13 protein-coding genes are annotated in these 16,976 nt (G+C 43.7%); 7 read left to right on the top strand and 6 right to left on the bottom strand.

Annotated elements, in window-relative coordinates; all coding sequences use genetic code 11:
• Positions 1 to 207: 207 nt before the first annotated feature.
• On the bottom strand, positions 208 to 1,179 hold the full coding sequence (gene sds / locus V7K97_RS06130) for a solanesyl diphosphate synthase (RefSeq protein ID WP_334799869.1): 972 nt from the start codon (positions 1,177 to 1,179) through the stop codon (positions 208 to 210).
• Between the two features lie 970 nt (positions 1,180 to 2,149).
• Between sds and V7K97_RS06135 the strand changes: the two genes are divergently transcribed.
• Complete coding sequence (locus tag V7K97_RS06135; RefSeq protein ID WP_334799887.1) at positions 2,150 to 2,302, top strand: hypothetical protein; 153 nt, start codon at positions 2,150 to 2,152, stop codon at positions 2,300 to 2,302.
• 52 nt (positions 2,303 to 2,354) lie between these two features.
• Here the strand turns inward: V7K97_RS06135 and murI are convergent, their stop codons facing one another.
• The 4 genes from murI to V7K97_RS06155 all read right to left on the bottom strand — a co-directional run bounded on the left by murI (position 2,355) and on the right by V7K97_RS06155 (position 9,600).
• On the bottom strand, positions 2,355 to 3,221 hold the full coding sequence (gene murI / locus V7K97_RS06140) for a glutamate racemase (RefSeq protein ID WP_334799870.1): 867 nt from the start codon (positions 3,219 to 3,221) through the stop codon (positions 2,355 to 2,357).
• A 129-nt stretch (positions 3,222 to 3,350) separates the two neighbouring features.
• Entirely contained in the window at positions 3,351 to 5,255 is a 1,905-nt protein-coding gene (locus tag V7K97_RS06145) for an N-acetylmuramoyl-L-alanine amidase (RefSeq protein ID WP_334799871.1), read from the bottom strand.
• Between the two features lie 419 nt (positions 5,256 to 5,674).
• Positions 5,675 to 7,552 carry an N-acetylmuramoyl-L-alanine amidase gene (locus V7K97_RS06150; RefSeq protein WP_334799872.1) on the bottom strand — a complete coding sequence of 626 codons (1,878 nt, stop codon included), beginning with the start codon at positions 7,550 to 7,552 and terminating at the stop codon, positions 5,675 to 5,677.
• Between the two features lie 569 nt (positions 7,553 to 8,121).
• Entirely contained in the window at positions 8,122 to 9,600 is a 1,479-nt protein-coding gene (locus tag V7K97_RS06155) for a cation:proton antiporter (RefSeq protein WP_334799873.1), read from the bottom strand.
• A gap of 377 nt (positions 9,601 to 9,977) precedes the next feature.
• Between V7K97_RS06155 and V7K97_RS06160 the strand changes: the two genes are divergently transcribed.
• Positions 9,978 to 10,718 carry an SIMPL domain-containing protein gene (locus V7K97_RS06160; protein WP_334799874.1) on the top strand — a complete coding sequence of 247 codons (741 nt, stop codon included), beginning with the start codon at positions 9,978 to 9,980 and terminating at the stop codon, positions 10,716 to 10,718.
• A 66-nt stretch (positions 10,719 to 10,784) separates the two neighbouring features.
• Here the strand turns inward: V7K97_RS06160 and V7K97_RS06165 are convergent, their stop codons facing one another.
• Positions 10,785 to 11,147: a single-stranded DNA-binding protein gene (locus V7K97_RS06165; RefSeq protein ID WP_334799875.1), complete on the bottom strand. Its 363-nt coding sequence runs from the start codon at positions 11,145 to 11,147 to the stop codon at positions 10,785 to 10,787.
• Positions 11,148 to 11,520: 373 nt separating this feature from the next.
• Here V7K97_RS06165 and V7K97_RS06170 point away from each other — a divergent pair, with 373 nt between their 5' ends.
• The 5 genes from V7K97_RS06170 to V7K97_RS06190 all read left to right on the top strand — a co-directional run bounded on the left by V7K97_RS06170 (position 11,521) and on the right by V7K97_RS06190 (position 16,896).
• Entirely contained in the window at positions 11,521 to 12,528 is a 1,008-nt protein-coding gene (locus V7K97_RS06170) for a rod shape-determining protein (protein WP_334799876.1), read from the top strand.
• 101 nt (positions 12,529 to 12,629) lie between these two features.
• Positions 12,630 to 13,424, top strand: a complete 795-nt coding sequence (gene mreC, locus V7K97_RS06175; RefSeq protein WP_334799877.1) for a rod shape-determining protein MreC — start codon at positions 12,630 to 12,632, stop codon at positions 13,422 to 13,424.
• 25 nt (positions 13,425 to 13,449) lie between these two features.
• Complete coding sequence (gene mreD, locus V7K97_RS06180; protein WP_334799879.1) at positions 13,450 to 14,067, top strand: rod shape-determining protein MreD; 618 nt, start codon at positions 13,450 to 13,452, stop codon at positions 14,065 to 14,067.
• Between the two features lie 378 nt (positions 14,068 to 14,445).
• Positions 14,446 to 15,087, top strand: coding sequence for a Uma2 family endonuclease (locus V7K97_RS06185; protein ID WP_334799881.1), 642 nt, complete (start codon positions 14,446 to 14,448; stop codon positions 15,085 to 15,087).
• A gap of 345 nt (positions 15,088 to 15,432) precedes the next feature.
• A complete protein-coding gene (locus V7K97_RS06190) occupies positions 15,433 to 16,896 on the top strand; it encodes an efflux RND transporter periplasmic adaptor subunit (RefSeq protein WP_334799883.1) in 1,464 nt (487 codons plus the stop codon).
• Positions 16,897 to 16,976: the final 80 nt, after the last annotated feature.

A 16,976-nucleotide genomic window follows, 5' to 3' on the forward strand; every position in this document is an offset into this window, starting at 1 on the left:
CCCAAGCTAGTAAGGTACACCCGTAGGGGCACGGCACTGCCGTGCCCCTACACCTTGCGATATAATGTTGTACCTCATCTGAATGGGAACAGCTATAGTGTGTTATGGCTTTCGCAACACAACATTTCAGGTTTTCGGTGTGTTACGAAAGCCATAACACACCGAAAACCTAAATTCCCACTTTCTACTTTAAAACTGAGAACTGATTTAATAGAGGCGACTCAGTGTGTACTCAGCTATGTTAATCAATGCCTGGTGGGATTCTGAGGGTGGGAGAACTGCAAGATGTTCAATTGCCAACTTTGCATGGTGAGCAGCCAAATCTCGCGCCTGTTGTATACCTTGACTATCTTGAATCAGTGCGAGTGCTTGCTCTAAATCCCCTTCTTGGGCAAACTCTCGATCAATCAGCACTTCCAAAGATGGTTTTTCGGCTAAAGCAAATAAAACAGGTGCAGTCAGATTACCACTTTTGAGATCCGACCCCACTGGTTTACCCAAGGTATCTGTTGTACTGGTGAAATCTAGAATGTCATCAACAATCTGAAATGCTATACCAAAATGACGACCGTAGCTATACAGATGTTCAACAGTTTCTCGTGAGACTTCACTGAGCAACCCAGCAGCTTTAGAACTGTTGGCGATTAACGAAGCTGTTTTGTAATAACTCTTCTCAATGTAAGTTTCAATAGAGATACCAGCATCAAAACGATTTAGTCCCTGCTGAATCTCCCCAGTAGCCAGATCCATAATGACTTCTGAGAGTAGTTTCACCACCTCCAAATTGTCCAAGTTTGCTAAATACCAGGACGATTGGGCAAAGAGAAAATCTCCTGCTAAGATGGCAATGCGGTTCCCGAACAAACTATGAACGGTAGGAACGCCTCGCCGCACGTCTGATTCATCTACCACATCGTCATGTACCAAGCTTGCTGTGTGAATCATTTCTGTAATCTCAGCAAGGCGGCGGTGACGCGGCGTAATGTCTTGTTCTAACATTGTCGCCCGCGATATTAGCAGGACAATTGCTGGTCTGATACGCTTTCCCCCAGCACCGAATAAATGCTCGGCTGCTGCAAATAGAATGGGGTGGCGATTTCCAACTAGCTGTTTTAGGTTATCTGCTAGTAGTCGCAGGTCTGCTTCCACAGGGGTAAACAGGGAGGTGGCTGGGGTCATGGATGGGCGGACTCTGACTTAGGTTACGAAAGTTTACATATCCTATACTCATTTTAAGATAACCCTGTGCCAGCGCAAAGTTTTCATCAGGTAATCCCATATTTATGAGTCTATGGGTGATAATTAAGGTTGCTGATGTATTTGTCAATAAGTAATTATGCTTGATTTGTGAGATTTCAGGTTTGAAAATAACTTCAAAGGTGAATTATTCAGTATATGAGAATGAATTTCAGGTGAAATTGCGTTAAGTAGTTTCCCGTCTCACCTTTCCCGCCACAGTTCAAAAAACAATTTAAGCAATATTACTTATTGACAAAATGGACGTGATTTAAATTTGCGGCTAATTGGTAAGACTAAATTTCTCCCAGACTGAAGTGTAGCTCTTCAAAAAATTTGAAATTTAGCAGCCGAATAAGCTCAAAATTCAGGGTCGTTGTGTTAGGCTAAAGTATAGGAATTTTAAATTTTGTCAGATATTCACACGCGCAAAAGTAATTCAGCTACTAGTTGATTTCACTGAGTTGGTATTGTGAGTATAAAATAAATATTCGTCGGTTAGGTTAAGGGAATAATTTCTTTAATTTTTCCTACGATACGCAAAACTCCTGGTTTGGAGCTATGTGATATCCCTATGGGAAGCCGCTACACGTCTTCAGCGCACGTTGAGCGCAAGCATTGCTCTTTTCACAGCCGTTTGAGCAAAAATAAAGCAGATCAAGTAGACCGGTGAGAATCGTAGTTTTAGATTGCCAAACGGCAAGCTAACTGCTGGGGGATCTATGGTCTGCTAGAAGTGCCATTAGATAATAAATTCTTTGTCCGTAGAGGATTTTATCTCTATAGGTAATTTTGCTATATGAAACTACAGCCATCAAGAATGCACTTGGTTGGCTGAGGTTCTACTAATTTATGGAATTTTATATTCGTTTAGAAGGGTGCTAGTAGAACAATGATTTACGGAAGTATACCTATGATGATTTTTATTTTAGCCTCTGGATATTTGTTCACGGTCTACCTGTTATTAGCACTGGCAAAGCGAACGGGTACAAAGACTGTTTCTACAAGTTTCCCTTCATCTCCCGAAGGAAAACACAAGCAGGAGATATCAGTTAATAGTCATTAGTCATTAGTCCTTGGTCATTTGTTTTGATTAAAGGACTAAGGACTAATTAGTTTTATTGGAGTTGGGAAATAGCGATATCAGTGAAGGAAACCTCTTCAACCATTGGGGTATAGCCTAGCCACTGCACTCCTGATTGGGAAAACTGTTGCGGACAACCGCTAACGGCAAAGCGAGTTGGTAATGGTAGATGAGTATTTCTTAAGCCTAGTAAGTCTAGTTCTTGGGCACAAGCTGCCACAACATGAACAGCTGGATCAACTAACTGGACTTGAGATGGGAGGAGCGATCGCAGTATTGGTGTAAGATGTGGATAATGAGTACAGCCGTGAACTAAGGTATCAATTTCCTGCTCTAATAAAGGCTCTAGGTAGGCTCGTGCTACTTCAGCAGTGTAAGGGTCATGAATGCGATTTTGCTCAATCAGTGGTACAAACTCTGGACATCCAACTTGCCAGACTTGGACATCAGGAGCAATTTCGAGTATGGCGTGCTTATAAGCGTTACTCTTAGCTGTAGCTGGAGTGGCAATTACACCAATACGTCTTCCTTGCTGTACTGCTGCTCTTGCACCTGGTAGAATTACTCCCAAAATGGGTATGCTGAATTCTTGACGCACGGTTTCTAGGGCTAGGGCGGAACTAGTGTTACAAGCCATAATCACCATTTTTACCTGCTGCTGTTGTAGCCAGGTAATAATTTCACGTGTAAATCGTAAAATTTCTGCTTGCGAACGAATTCCGTAAGGAAGTCTAGCTGTATCCCCAAAGTAAACAATTGATTCATTGGGGAGTTGCCGATATAGTTGTCGGAGTACCGTTAGCCCACCCACACCACTATCAAAGATGCCAATTGGGGCACGTTGGGGTTCTTGATCGGAAAAATCGTCAAGATTCCCTTCAAAGATGGAAGATGAATACACAGGCAGATATTAATTTAGGTTTTGGGATTTAAAATACAGAATTTAGCAGACAATCTCCAACTTGACCACTAAATTCTGCACGTCAAAGAAGTTTAAATACCACCTCTTGAATTAGTAATTTTTAGTATATTACCTCTGGTGTAAGTATTTGAGGATGCCTTGAGCGATCGCTTCTGCCATCCGATTTTGATACTCTCGTGTTCCTAATCTAGGATTATCCTCGTAACCAGTCATATAGCCTGTTTCCACTAGAATAGCAGGTATGGAGTTCTTTCTAAGGACGTAGAATCTGGCTTTGCGGGTTCCCCGATCTTTGATAGTACCGATGTCCTGGAGGATGGTTTTACGAACTACTTCAGCCAGACCATAACCACTATCGTAATAATATACTTCTAACCCATTGACATCAGGGCGATTATCAACGGAATTAGCGTGAATGCTGACAAACAAAGTCGCATTAGCTCGCTTGGTAATGTCTACCCGTCCCTGAAGTTCTACGAAAAAGTCAGCATCTCGCGTTAGTACAGCTTGTACACCATTTTGCTCTAAAATTGCTCCTACCCTTTTACCAATAGGCAGAATTACATCCTTTTCTAAAAGTCCGCCCAAACCAGGGGCACCTGAGTCTTTTCCACCATGTCCGGGGTCAATAACTACTACCAATTTCCCTCTAGGAACGGAGGGGCGTGGCCGTGACTGGGAGACGGTACGAGGATTATCTGTAGGATTTGGTAATTGACCTTGGTCTGGTGATGGTAGGGGAGGTAAAGCAATGGGCGGTGTGATACTGCTGCTACTAGAGCGTCGTAATTCTAAAGCTAAAAGCTCGTCGCCAACCTGGTTTAGCTCCCCAATTTGCACTCCGGCTGCTGGTTGAACCAAGACGCTGACAGTGTTGGATTCTTGTGGTTGTAGGCGTACTCGCAGGATCGGGCTATTAGGATTAAAAGTAGGGCCTGTGACTTTGGGAGCTAACTTAGCATTGTTGATAGTGATGCGGAATAGACCAGATGATCTATCCCAGCCTCCTGTAGCAGATAAAGCTTGGTCGGCTCTAATCAGTAGTTGTGTGCCATTATTAGCCAGTTGCACAGACTCAATGGTAGCAGTTGAGTTGTTATTAGGTATGGGACGTGGACTGTTATTTCCAGGCAATTGGGCAATGCCACGACTGGGTATAACCACAAAACCACCAACGCTGCTAGTAGTTGCTCGCCAATTTGGACTATTTTCATCTACCTGTAAAGTCAGGCGCACAACAGACGGGCTGGTTTGTAGTTGGGTGAACTGGATACGGCTGACACCATAGCGATTAATCGACAAATCTCGCTGCTCTAGATTTGGTGATAAAGTTGCGCCAGCAATGTCAATGTTGATTGCTTTTTGATCGTTGCTCCGATTTACCTGAATCCGAGGATTACCACCACTTGTCGCAATGAAAAAACCATCACCTGTGATTTGTAATTTCTCAATTTGAGTAACCCTGGCGACAAGCATTCTGTTGTTAGGTGGATTCACAGAGTCAGTTCTCACCACATTGTAAATATCCCTTGGGGGGAATGCTGGCGTAGATGTTCTCGGTGAAGTTGCTGTGGCTATAGCTTGTTCTGGTTGCCCCGCAGTATTTCTTAAGGGTACATTTTCGGCTTCTGGCGTAGGTAATTGCACTGTCCAGCGATCGCCAGTTACCGCGACGAATCGCACTCCTTTGGGGTCTAAACTATAACCAGGAGTAAGTTCAACCACTATGCGCGTTGTTTGTTCGTCAAACTGCCCAACACGGATCGAACGAATTGCACCGCCCACCTGCTGGGTTAATTGCGGACGCCCAAATGTGGTTCCTGGCAAATCAATTACCAGGCGAGTGGGGTTAAAAATTAATTGTGCTTGAGGTTGAACATCCCCTAAAGTATTAATTTCCAGCCTGTTTTGATTGGCATCAAAACGCCAAGATTCAAGTTTCGCGGCCATTGCCGGCGACGATAGCATGAAGATGGTTCCAATAGTACTGGATAGTAACCAGCGTAATTTCACAGTCTTTTCTCCTGATTCACATTTATGGGAGCCGTCAACATCTCAACATATTGGCAAATCCTCACACCGTCACCGCGCACCTTGAGTTTTGCGCTGTTATTAAGACACAGCTAATGGCGTAAAATATAGCACGCTCCTCTGATTTTGCCATGCCATTAGCCTATATAAATTTGACTGCCAATTTTAAATTTTAGATTCCCGATTTGAGTTTTATGTCAGATTAGCGTCCAGCTACACTAACACCTCTTATCGGTGACACCAATCCAAAATCCAAAATCTGTTGACTTGCAAAGCATCAGATGACAATAACAAAGAAGCTACTGCTATCCCGCCGCAAGAATACTTAAATTGTTTACTACTAAATTGGATAAAAATGGTAAAGATTAGATGTATTTACTCAATAATTTCGGCTAAATTACTTATCTTCTCTTGAGATACTGAAGAACACCACGAGCGATCGCTTCTGCCATTTCATTTTGGTAAGCTGAGGTTCTGAGCCTAGCCATATCCTCTCGACCAGTCATATAACCCGTTTCCACGAGAATGGAGGGCATAGAACTTTTTCTGAGGACATAAAATCTGGCTCGTCTTACTCCCCTGTCTTTGAGAGTACCAATACTTTGGAGAATGCTACTACGGACAACGCGAGCTAAATCCAGACCACTGTCGTAATAATACACTTCCAAACCATTAACATCAGGACGACTCGCACCTGCTGAATTAGCGTGGATACTAACAAACACATCAGCATTAGCTCGCTCTGCTAATTGCACTCGTCCCGGAAGGGTAACAAAATAGTCAGAATCCCGCGTCATAATCACTTGTATGCCATGTTGCTGCAAAATCTCAGCAAGTTTCTTACCAATAGGCAAGATAACATCTTTTTCGCGTGCCCCACCAATGCCAAGCGCTCCAGAGTCTTTGCCGCCATGTCCGGGGTCAATAATGACTACCACTCGCCCATTGGTAACTCGGCGCAGTGGTTGTGTTAGGGGCTGGGGATTGGGATTATTTGGATCTGGGAATGACCCCCGGTTTGGTGGTGGTAGCCCAGGTAAAGCAAAGGGTGGTCTTCCGGGGAGGGCGACAACTCGGCGAGAGCCTTGTATTGGTAAAGCCAAAACCTGGTCGCCCATTTGTCTAGGTTGCCCAAGTTGCACTCCGCCTGCTGGTTGAATTAAGACAACGACAGTGTTGGGTTGTTGAGGTTGCAGACGTACCCGAAGAATGGGGCTATTGTTAGCAAAAGTCGGGCCTGTAACTTTGGGAGCTAGGTTAGCATTGGTAATTGTGACGCGGTACAGACCAGAGGATCTATCCCAGGTTCCGGTGGCAGATAAAGGTTGATTGCCTCTAATTAGCAGTTGTGTGCCATTATCAGCCAGTTGCACAGACTCAATTGTTGCTGGCGAGTTGTTGGCAGATGCTCTACTAGGAAAGGAAACGGGTTCTGATTGATTGTCTGAATTATTACTTTGAGGTAATCCGACAACACGACTAGGTAAAACTACTAAACCACCGCCGCTACTATTCGTTGCTCGCCAGTCTGGGCTATTTTTATCTACCCGTAAAGTTAAGCGGACACCAGGGGGTTGAGTTTGCAATGAGGTGAATTCGACGCGGCTAACACCATATTTGTTAATGGGTATATTATGTTGCGCCAGACGTGGTGATAAAGATGCGCCAGAGATATCTATGAAGATGGTAGCGCGATCGCGGCTGCGAATTACCTGAATCGGAGGATTACCACCACTGGTACGAATGAACAACCCATCGCCTGTTACTTGTAAATGCTCAATTTGAGTTGCCCCTGGTGTGGTACTGGCAACCCTTGAAATACTCGGTTGAGGTTCAGAATCTGGGGTGACAACACTGTAAGCACTGCTGGGAGATGAAGCTACTTTATCGATTTCTGGCTTAGGTAATTGCACCGTCCAGCGATCGCCAGTTGTACCAACAAATTGCACTCGTTTGGGGTCTAAACTATAACCAGGAGTCAGCTCGATAACTATCCGCGTTGTTTCTGTATCAAACTGTCCAACACGGATCGAGCGAATTCCACCGCCCACCTGTTGGGTTAGTTGCGGACGACCAAATGTAGTTCCTGGCAAATCAATTACCAGCCGAGTCGGGTTGAAAATTAGTTGTGCCTGGGGTTGAACTGTTCCCACAGTATTAATTTCCAGCCTGTTTTGATTGGCATCAAAGCGCCAAGATTCAAGTCTCGCGGCCATTACTGGCGACGATAACATGAAGATAGTTCCAATAGTGCTGGGTAATAACCAGTGTAATTTCACAGTCCTTTCTCCTAATTCACATTCATGGGAGCCGTCAATATCTCAACTCATTGGTAAATCATCACACTGTCATCACCTAAACTTCACCTGGGATGCCTTTTTTGATTTTTAAGTTGCTATTAAGACACACTTAAATTCACTTATCAGGTTTCATATTCAGTGTAAATCCCTATGCGAAACCTTCCACCTGTGGAGGTGGGGGACTCTGACTTCCAATCAAGCTAGAAAATTGATAATTGATAGCTGTTTACTAATAAATGTTTGTTCGTTGTTGCCATTGATGCACTGAGTAAATAATTCCCATTACTGTCAGATGATCTAGCAAGATTTATGGGTGTTACTCCCCAATTATCTGGAAAATATTCAGATAAAGGCTCACAAGGCGAGGGAGACTAGAAATAAGTAACATTTTGAATGTGGGTAGAAATTAGAAACAAACGATTATTCTACAATCACACGGGACAGAGGTTTGGGGAGAGAAGTTTCTACAGCACAATTGAAAGGTGAGGGGAATGAGGGAGATGAGGAGAATAACCAATGCCCAATGCCCCATTCCCCATTCCCAATAATTAACGATCGCTAGAATCTGGGGTTACTTCCAAATTGCCATTGTCATTTGATGCTGGCACCCTCGATTGAGGTGGTTCAATTACCAAGGAAATCCCAGAGGAAGCGTCTAAAATTAGTTGCTCTGAGCCTGCTTCCACAGTTTTTGGGTCTGGAAACACAAATCGTAACAAGGGAGGAGCTAAAAAGGTTGTCAAGATAACCATCATGATAATTGCTGCCCCTAATGGTTTCGAGAGAGCGCCACTAGCAGCGCCGACACCAGCAAACACTAACCCAACTTCGCCTCTAGGAATCATCCCCACACCGATCGCTAAACGGTTAATTCCCGGTTGACCAAACACGCTTAAACCTGTGATTACTTTACCGAGAATGGCTACTGTAATCAGGAAAGTTGCCATAATTAGACCTTCACGATTGTCGGGAATTGCTGGGTTTAACACTCCCAAATCGGTTTTTGCCCCAACAGTCACAAAGAAAATTGGCACTAACATATCGGCAATGGGACAGACTTGTGTTTGCAGTTCTTTGCGCTTCTCTGTCTCTTCTAAGACTAAACCTGCCGCAAAAGCTCCGAGAATTGCTTCTAAGTGGATGACGGCGGCCAGGTATGCCATAGCAAAGGCGAAGATGAATGCTGGTATCACCAGTCCACCGCGTGTTTTGAGTTGATCAGCGATCGCTACAAAGGACTTATTGAAAACGTTGCCTAGTAGGATTGCTCCCAAAATAAAACCAGTGGCGCTGATAATCAAATAAACAACTTTGCTGACATCAACCACACCATCTTTAGCTAAACTGGCAACTACCGCTAAAACGATGATTCCCAATACATCATCAATTACGGCAGCACCCAAAATAATCTGCCCTTCTTTAGAATTAAGTCGCCCCAATTCTGACAGCACCTTGGAAGTAATACCAATACTAGTGGCAGTCAAAGCCGCCCCTGCAAAAATTGCCGGCACAGCGCTAATACCAAATAAAGTCATCAGTCCCACAGTACCAGCAGCAAAAGGTACTACTACCCCAACGACTGCGACGACACTAGCTTGGATACCAACTGCCATTAAGTCTTTTAAATTCGACTCCAAGCCGATTTCAAAGAGCAGAATGATCACGCCCAATTCTGCCAAAACGGAAACGACCTCAGACTGCGCTGCATACACGGCTGGAGTGGCTTCAGGTGTTAAACCAGCAGTAGTTTGAAGGAAGGACACGATCAAAGAGTTAGAACCGTCTGTACCGCCTTCTGGAAACACCAAAAGGTGGAAAACAGAGATGCCAACTACCACACCGCCTAAAAGTTCGCCTAAAACAGGTGGCAAACCCACTTGGTTTGATAACTCTCCACCAACTTTGCTGGCGAGGTAAATGACTACTAAGCTTAGTAGCACTGCTTCGACTACCATTGAACTGTCTGCGGCTTGTGTTGCGGTAGCCAGCAGAGGAAAAGAGAAGCTGATTGGATCTAACAAATGCATGGGTTCTGTGAAAATCCTTCTCTTTAATTCTGACGCGTTTCTGAAAAACATCCTATGGAAACGCGATTGACAGCTTAAATAAATTAATTTGTCCCCAGTTCGTAGTCAGGACTTCAGTCCTTATTTTTAACCACTAAAGTTACAAACCCTTAAAACTAGCTTGAGAAAATTCTAGTGTAATTTTTTTAGTTTCCAAAAATGTAACCATTTCAACTTTTGACGATCGCAGTGTCAAAGTAAGAACATACAAATCGGATCTAGCGATCGCACTTGAGTTGTGAAAAACTTGTGGTGGCTGTTGACTCTCAACGCCACCAGAAGATTGCTATATACCTTGATCAGAAACATCTGTGGATACTTTGAGGAGTGCAAATATTATGACTAGAGCCGCTTTACCTGGTTCTCAATTTCCATCTGGAAACTTGTGGAAAATACTGCCTTTAGTTTTGCTGATATGTGCAACGTTTGTACTACCTGCCCTAGCACAAGAAAAGGATAAATTGTTACGAACCCTTAGTGTCAGTGGTCGTGGAGTAGAAACAATTCCGACAACCCTGGCGCAAGTAAGTTTAGGAGTGGAGATTCAGGGGAAAACTGTACAGGAGGTACAGCAAGAAGCCGCCCGGAGGTCATCGGCTGTGGTTGCGTTCCTCAAGAGCAAAAATGTTGAAAAATTACAAACTACTGGTATTCGGCTCAACCCAGTTTACAGCTACACCAATAATGTGCAGCAGATTACAGGCTATGGTGCTAATAACACCGTGAGTTTTAGAATTCCTACCGAGCAAGCTGGGACATTATTGGATGATGCAGTGAAAGCCGGTGCGACACAAATTAACGGTATTAGTTTTGTTGCGAATGAGCAAGCGATCGCGGCTGCTCAAAAACAAGCATTAAAAGAAGCTACCCAAGATGCCCAACAGCAAGCTGATGCTGTTTTCAGTGCCTTGGGTTTTAAATCCAAAGAAGTAGTCAGCATTCAAGTTAATAATGCCAGTGCGCCTCCACCACCCATGTTTTTACGGGCAGAGGCTGCCAAGTCAGCTGATACTTCCACCCCTGTAATTGGTGGTGAACAACAAGTAGAAGCATCGGTGACGCTGCAAATTAGTTATTAGTCATTGGTCATTGGTCATTGGTCATTTGTCATTTGTTAAGACAAAGGATTAATGCCCAATGCCCAATTAGAAATGTTCTGAAGACGTATCTGCTGTACCGCCTTCCCCATCTCGCTTAGAGCCTAATAAATCTAGTTGGTCTACTTGGATAACTGGAGAGGATCGGTTTGCTCCTGTTTGGCGATCGCTCCATGTGTCAAACTTTAAGGAACCTTTGACAGCAATTTGTCTGCCTTTACGTACATAATTACCCGCTACCTCCGCCGTTTTTCCCCATAGTTCTAAATTAAACCAGTCGGTATGTTCGCCTTCTTTAGTACGGCGATTAACAGCTAGTGTCAATCTACACTTAACACTACCAGACTCAAAATACTTTATATCTGGGTCGCCGCCTACACGACCAACAAGGGTGACAATATTAATACTCATTTACGTTACCTTTCAGTACAAGTGTACTCACTAATTCCGACCTTCATCATAGCGAATTGTGAAACACTTGAAAATAATGTGTTAAACAGTTAACAATATAGTTGACTTAAAAAATTATACATACTAGTTGGAGAAACACATAAAAATATACGGATACACTAAGTTAACCAGAGAATATCAAAAAGTACGGAGATTGAGACATCGTAAATATTCCTGGGAATCATATAAAAATATAGTCTAATTTACTCAACTCAGGATACATTCGTAATCAAATCCGGCACAATTAACTCTTACGGTTGTAGTCAAAAAGTATCGCACATAGGGGGCTTAGACACGCGTGGGTCTTTTTAGGAACTTTCGCACATCATGGGACATGGGTATCGACCTCGGTACCGCAAACACCCTAGTTTATGTATCTGGTAAAGGTATTGTACTACAAGAACCTTCTGTAGTTGCTATCGATGTCAACGAAAAGGTAGCACTAGCAGTCGGAGAAGAAGCCAAAAAAATGCTCGGTCGCACACCTGGAAATGTGATTGCTCTCCGTCCCTTGCGGGATGGTGTAATCGCTGACTTCGAGATCGCCGAGCTGATGCTGAAAAGCTTTATTCAGCGTGTAAATGAAGGTAGGTCTTTAATTTTACCCCGGATTGTCATTGGTATTCCCAGTGGAGTCACAGGAGTAGAAAGGCGAGCTGTGATGGATGCAGCTCACCAAGCCGGAGCCAGAAAAGTATATTTAATCGATGAACCCGTAGCTGCGGCCATTGGTGCAGGATTACCTGTTGCCGAACCCACTGGCAACATGATCATCGATATTGGTGGTGGCACAACAGAAGTTGCAGTGCTGAGTCTTCAAGGTACAGTAATCAGCGAATCAGTACGCATTGCTGGGGATGAACTGACTGATGCGATCATTCAGTACATTAAGAAAGTTCATAACTTAGTCATTGGGGAACGTACTGCCGAAGACATCAAGATTCGCCTTGGTTCTGCCTATCCTACTAATGATGATAATGACGCGATGATGGAAGTCCGAGGCTTACACCTGCTTTCAGGTCTACCGCGAACTGTAACCATCAAAGCCCCAGAAATCCGCGAAAGCATGTTGGAACCGCTATCAGTAATTATCGAAGCGGTGAAGCGGACACTGGAACGCACACCGCCAGAACTGGCAGCAGACATTATTGACAGAGGTATCATGTTAGCTGGTGGCGGTGCTTTGCTCAAAGGCATAGATACCCTAATTAGCCATGAAACAGGGATTATTACCCACATTGCTGCTGATCCTTTGAGCTGTGTTGTGCTGGGAACAGGTCGTGTGTTAGAAAACTTTAAACAGTTGGAACGAGTTGTCACCGAAAGCTCTCGCAATATGTAGCAAAAAAAATATCAGAATTGAGTTCTATTTGAGTTCTATTTGGGTTTTATATAAATAGAATCCAAGTAGAACTTAATTTATATAAGTATACAAAGGTATATATGGTGACAATACGGCGTTGGTGGGATCGTAAAGGGTTGCAAATCGGCTTGTTAGCTTTAGCAGTTGGTAGTGCTTGGGTATTGCGACAGACTCAAGGTGAGTTGCTGCTTGAGACATACCAGGCAATTACCCGTCCGTTAGAGATGTTGCAGTCAGGGCCAACTCCAGAAGAACGTCTTAGAGATGCCCGGATATTGGAATTGCAAACCCGTATAGTAGATTTGGAAAGCCAAAAGACAAAGCTACAAGATTTGTTAGGCTATGTGGAAAAAGAGCCACTGGCATCACGGCCAATTCCAGCACGGGTGGTAGGACGTAGTGCTGACCAGTGGTGGCAACAAGTTACCCTGAATCGCGGCGCAAATGTGGGGATTCAGGAAGGCTTCATAGTCAAAGCAGAAGGCGGATTAGTGGGTTTGGTGGAGAGTGTAACTCCCAATACTAGCCGCGTGTTGTTAATCAGTGACCTCAAGAGTCAAGTGGGTGTCTCAGTTAGCCGCACAGCAGCTAAAGGCGTTTTGCGAGGAGATGCTTCGGCGGAAGCTGTGCTGGAGTTTTATGAAAAAGTCCCAAATGTGAAGGTAGGAGATTTAGTTTCCACATCTACTTATAGTCAGAAATTTCCATCTGGCTTGGCAGTAGGACGAATTAAGTCGCTGGATTTAAAGAAACTCCCAGCATCAGTGGCGAAAATTGAGCTTTTTCCGCCAATCCGCTCTCTCGATTGGGTGGCTGTTTATCCAAAGCCAGAAAACCAAGAGTCGGCAAATCAAGTGCCGCAAAAGTCCAAGTAAATTCTTTGAAAAAATCCATATAAAAATGAAGATTCCTGCATTTGGTGCTAGCAGGCAGAAAAAGCCAAAATCGTCTAAACGAAAATCGAAATTCAAAATCCCGGCGCTTGCTCGTTGGCATCCGGGTGTACGTAAGTTATTGGGTTGGATAGTGACAGTTGGATCTGTACTGTTATGTTTACTATTATTGCCAACCCGGTTCCCAGGTATGGAATTATTGGGAATTGGCCCTAACTGGCTCTTAATTTGGGTGGTAGCTTGGAGTGTGAAGCGCACGGTATTTGCCGGAGCATTGGCAGGTATAGTTCTGGGGCTACTTCAAGATTCAATGACATCACCTAACCCCACTCATGCCATCAGTTTAGGTGTAGTGGGAATTTTAACTGGTCTGCTTCAGAAGCAGCGTTTTATCGAAGAAGATTTTATTTCGATTGCTGTAATTGTTTTTGTGATGGCAGTTTTGGCAGAAACTATCTTTGGGTTGCAATTAACTTTGCTTGGCAATGAGCGCAAGGTAACAGATATTTGGACATATTACCAACGTGTCGCCCTTGCCTCAGCCATTCTTAGTAGTTTATGGGCACCTGTGGTCTATTATCCCCTGAATCTTTGGTGGCAGAGGATGAAATTGTTGGAGCAATAGTTAAGAGAGTTAGGAGTTAAGAAGGGGATAGATTGCAGGTGACAGTAAAGGAAATTATCTTTTGTAGCCTGTAACCTATAGCCATTTTGAATCCGGTGAGGTACAAGGGGAGCAAATAGACCTAACCCCCTAACCCCCTTCCCGCTTCGGGAAGGGGGAACAATTCAAAGCCTCTTTCCTAAAGAGAGGAATGGAAGTCAGGTCAGAATTGTACCTTACTAAGCTGTTGCGTATTTAATTTGTATATGCGATGCGCTCATGTTGCCCGCACTACAATAATTTTACGTTTTCGTGTTATACAATTTAGCTGCACATCAGCTTAGGTCGTGGAAAATGAAACTTGTATGATCGTTATTAAAGTTCCACTTTCACAATATTATGAGCGAATTACAAACCCAACTAGCAACCGATACCTGGATAGCAGCAACTTGGGATGAATATATCCAAATAATTGAAAATCCTGCCTCGGAAAAAGCCAAGGGCTACTACCACAATGGACACATGAGGATCGAAATGCCACCACTGGGGCATGACCACGCCTGCGACAACACAATTATTGCCTTTGCTGTTAACCTTTTTTGCACAATCAAAGGCATCCTCGCCAAAGGTTTAACTAACTGTACATATCGCAAAAAAGGCTTTAAGGAAGCTCAACCTGATGTGTCTTACTACATTGGCGAAAATGCTGATGTTATTCCCTACGGCACTTCTATTATCAGCCTAGATATCTATGCACCACCAGATTTAGTTATTGAAGTTGCTAATACTTCACTTGCTGACGATCAAGGCGAAAAACGGCTTTTATACGAAGATTTAGGAGTGAAAGAATACTGGATTTTAAATGTCCAGAATGTGCAAGTTATGGCTTTTGCTATTGAAAACCAAGGTAGTAGGAGGATTACGGAATCTCAGGTATTGCCAGGATTAGCAATTTCTTTATTAAACGATGCATTACGGCAAACTCGTCAAATAAATCAAAGTCAAGTTGGTGCTTGGTTATTAACCCAATTTCAGCAATAATTACACACCCTTTGGAATGAGGAATATTTGATTTGTGAGATTGATTTGTGAGAATTACAAGCCGCAGATCCCCGACTTCTCGAAGAAGTCGGGGATCTTGTTTCTTACGAATGATTCGGGATTGCACTAATACACTGTGGTCAAAGTCACCCATTCAGGTGAAGCCATACAGAAATACTAATGTCTAACATGAAGGAATATTAAGCAACTATGAAGCTAGTTATGCCTCTAGTTGTTGGTTTCCGAATAAAAATTTAATCCCAAAGCTTAAAAAAATCCCTATTCTATACTTGCCCTCTAACTTAAGGCTACTTCTAAACAGCAATATTTACAGGCTTCTATAATATGGCTACTCACATAGAAATTCCAGTTATTGGCAAAGTTAAGTATCCATTACGCTGGCTGATTGGGCTGATGGCAGGGAGTGCCTTGGTTGTGGGTACTATGACAACTTACACTTTTGTAAATCAAGGGACAAACAAAGAAGACATTGCTCAACTAACTGTCCCAGTTACAGCGCAAAACGTCACCTTGCGGATTACAGCTAGTGGCAAAGTCGTGCCAGTTCAGAGCGTAAATATTAGTCCGAAGAACCCCGGAGTGCTATCGCAATTATATGTGGAACAAGGCGATCGCATTCAAAAAGGGCAAATTCTCGCCCGCATGGATAGCGCTAGCATTGACGCCCAAAAAAGCCAGTATCTTGCCAACTTAGCCCAAAGTCAAGCACAACTAGCCGAAGCCGTTGCTGGTAGTCGTCCTCAAGAAATTGCTCAAGCTAGGGCGCGGTTAGCGCAATCTCAAGCCCAGTTAGCCGCAGCTCGGGCTGGTAATCGTCCCCAAGAAATTGCTCAATCTCAATCCCAAGTGGATGCCGCTCAAGCAAAGGTGAATTACGCAAGTCAACAAGTAAAGCGTTATCAATACTTATATAAAGAGGGAGCAGAGACAAAACAATTACTCGATCAAGCCATCAGCGACGACAAAAGTGCTAGAGCCAGTTTAGAAGAAGCTAAAAAACGATTGTCGTTAGTCCAAAGTGGCACTCGTTCTGAGGAAATCGACCAACGCCAAGCTGCTGTTAATGAAACAAAGGCCGCATTAGTACTTTTGGAAGATGGCACTCGTTCTGAGGTAATAGCTCAACGCCAAGCTGCTGTGGCATCTGCTGAAGCTCAGTTAAAGGGTATACAAGTGCAGTTGGAAGATACTATTATTCGCGCTCCTCTGTCGGGAATTGTCACCCAAAAGTATTCTGATCCTGGTGCCTTTGTCACGCCCACAACTTCTGCTTCTACTAGTGCATCGGCAACTTCTAGTTCAATTGTCGCCGTAGCAAGGGGTTTAGAAATATTAGCTCAAGTTCCTGAAGCCGATCTTGGCAGAATTAAACCGGGACAGCAGGTGGAAATTGTCGCTGATGCATATCCCGATCAAGTTTTTAAAGGTCATGTACGCCTGATTGCTCCCGAAGCAGTGGTGGAACAAGGTGTGACATCCTTCCAGGTGCGGGTTGCTCTCGATACTGGTACAGATAAACTGCGTTCTGGCTTAAATGTGGATCTGACTTTTTTAGGCGATCGCGTTAATAATGCCTTAGTATTACCAACGGTGTCAATCGTCACCGAAAAGGGTAAAACTGGCGTACTTGTACCAGATGCAAACAATAAACCCCAGTTCCGCGAAATTACGGTTGGGGCGCAAATCCAAAACCAAACTCAGATTTTAGGGGGAGTTAAAGAAGGCGATCGCATATTTGTTAACCCTCCCAAAGACTACAAAATCGAGAAGGCAAAAGAGATAAACTAAATGTCTAAATTCTTATCCAAAATTTCTCAAAGTTCATCAGTTTGATCAAGTTTAGTTTGTACCCATGCTTCAATCACTTC

Source organism: Nostoc sp. (genome assembly GCF_036917815.1).
Taxonomy (GTDB): Bacteria; Cyanobacteriota; Cyanobacteriia; order Cyanobacteriales; family Nostocaceae; genus Nostoc.